The following is a 1,729-nucleotide window of genomic DNA, read 5'->3' as shown; positions in this document are numbered from 1 at the left end:
CCTAGATGAAGCTACGAATGCCCTTGATGCCAATAACGAGCGGGCTATCACAGAGAAACTAGAGAGCTTCTACAATGGGAAAACAGTAGTGGTGGTAGCTCACCGCCTCTCTACTGTTCGTAATGCCGACCAAATAGTCGTCCTTGATAAAGGTCGGATAGTAGAAGTCGGTGACCATGAAAGCCTGACTGCTAGCCGAGGCAGGTACTATGAACTAGTGAAGAATCAATTAGAGCTAGGTAACTGATATGGACGAGCAAGAGAGAAACTACGAGCTGAGAAGCGAAAAGGTACGGAGCATAGTGGGTCAAATACCACCCGCACTCGTCAGATATGGTACAATTATCCTATTTGCCGTTCTGTTGGCCTTATTTGGGATCGCTTACTTTGTACCCTACAAGCAAGTCTATTCAGGCACCATTACCTTTTACGATACGCCATCAACTGCTTATATCAGCTTTGCCAATGACAAAGCCCTCACAAAGATTGAAGAACCAACGCCTCTCATCATTCACACTGATGCTCATGATTATACCATAAAACTAATAAGTATAGTGAATGAGAGAGATACACTCAATCGTTATCCAGTCAGTATTGAAGATTCCCCCAATATTACTAATCTTCGAAATCGCACCTTTGACTTTACCCTAGTAAAAAGTTCAGAGAATCTGCTGTCGCACTTTTTACCGAAGAAAAAGGAGTTAGATTCATAATGACTTAATTATCAAGCTAACATAAATAGAGTATGGATGTTTTTGATTATATCAATAGGAAGCTAAGAGACACGTTCGCATATTTCAAAAGTAGAACAAAAGCTAAATATGAAGGTGATAGATTTGAGGAATGGGTTGTTTCCAATTCAAATATTCAGAAGAACCCAAAGAAACCAGATGGGAAATCTTACTGGAGACTTATAGAGTGGAGGGGTGACAACTATGTCTCTGGCTGGTTCGCTCTTTCCAATCTTGCACCAGATCTTATTCTTGAACGCATTAGCGGCAAAACAGACTCATTCATAGCCGTAGAATGTAAGTACCGAAATAAAAAGAACTTCTTTCTAGAGCCTAGGCAGATTGAGAATTATGAAGAATATATAGCTGAAAGAAAACCCAAAATAGAGGTGTTGTTTTATTTATTCGGGTTTGGATGGAAAAATGATTCCCCTGAGGAAGTATATCTAATTCCATCGACAGCCATTTACGAATATAATAGAGGCACAGGGGAAATAAGGTTTCTGAATACTCTAGATAAAATTGAGAAGGAGGATAAGTTTAAAGACTCTCAAGTGATATTGGATAAAAGCAAAGGCAAATACTATATCCAATACAAGAAAAAGCAGAATGACATATAGTGAATAATATTTTGAAACAATGACTAACGAGACAAATGAATATATATTGAGACTGTTGCACATTCGAGTTTAGGCGTTTTGGACTGACTTTTTGCTGATTTTCGTCATTTTCGGTTCGAGAAATCGCCTTGTTGTTTGATTATTCTCCTCTGTAAAAGCTCCAAATATGAGCTTTTACAGAGGATTTCTAGTACTTATCTCATAACAAGTGCTCCTCTTATAGAGGCTTCTTCATTTTCCAATGTTTTATTGAGGTATAACTGGGGAGCTCTTTTGATATTGTAGTAAATGGCTTCAAGTATATTTTGTGCATGCGTCTTAGCTAACCCTCGATATCAACACCTTCCTCTGTGAAACCAGCGTCTGATGCTTCCAAAG

The 1,729-nt window shown here is 38.7% G+C and carries 2 protein-coding genes and 2 pseudogenes; 3 read left to right on the top strand and 1 reads right to left on the bottom strand.

The genetic code is table 11. From position 1 onward, the window contains the following. The 3 genes and pseudogenes from QVO39_RS02570 to QVO39_RS02560 form a co-directional block, all read left to right on the top strand. Window positions 1-247: pseudogene (locus tag QVO39_RS02570) on the top strand (ATP-binding cassette domain-containing protein); the annotation flags it as partial. A 1-nt stretch (window position 248) separates the two neighbouring features. Continuing rightward, window positions 249-713, top strand: coding sequence for a hypothetical protein (locus QVO39_RS02565; RefSeq protein WP_021902891.1), 465 nt, complete (start codon window positions 249-251; stop codon window positions 711-713). Window positions 714-745: 32 nt separating this feature from the next. Continuing rightward, window positions 746-1,351, top strand: coding sequence for a hypothetical protein (locus QVO39_RS02560; RefSeq protein WP_021902890.1), 606 nt, complete (start codon window positions 746-748; stop codon window positions 1,349-1,351). Between the two features lie 194 nt (window positions 1,352-1,545). Here the strand turns inward: QVO39_RS02560 and QVO39_RS09170 are convergent. Beyond that, window positions 1,546-1,729: pseudogene (locus tag QVO39_RS09170) on the bottom strand (hypothetical protein); the annotation flags it as partial.

The sequence above is a fragment of the Porphyromonas sp. CAG:1061 genome, assembly GCF_000435035.1.
Lineage (GTDB): Bacteria > Bacteroidota > Bacteroidia > Bacteroidales > Porphyromonadaceae > Porphyromonas_A > Porphyromonas_A somerae.
This window is presented reverse-complemented; position numbering and strand designations above follow the sequence as displayed.

Excerpts from the sequence above, each read along its gene's own strand:
- QVO39_RS02560 (WP_021902890.1), top strand. The coding sequence starts at position 746 with ATGGATGTTTTTGATTATATCAATAGGAAGCTAAGAGACACGTTCGCA.
- QVO39_RS02565 (WP_021902891.1), top strand. The coding sequence starts at position 249 with ATGGACGAGCAAGAGAGAAACTACGAGCTGAGAAGCGAAAAGGTACGG.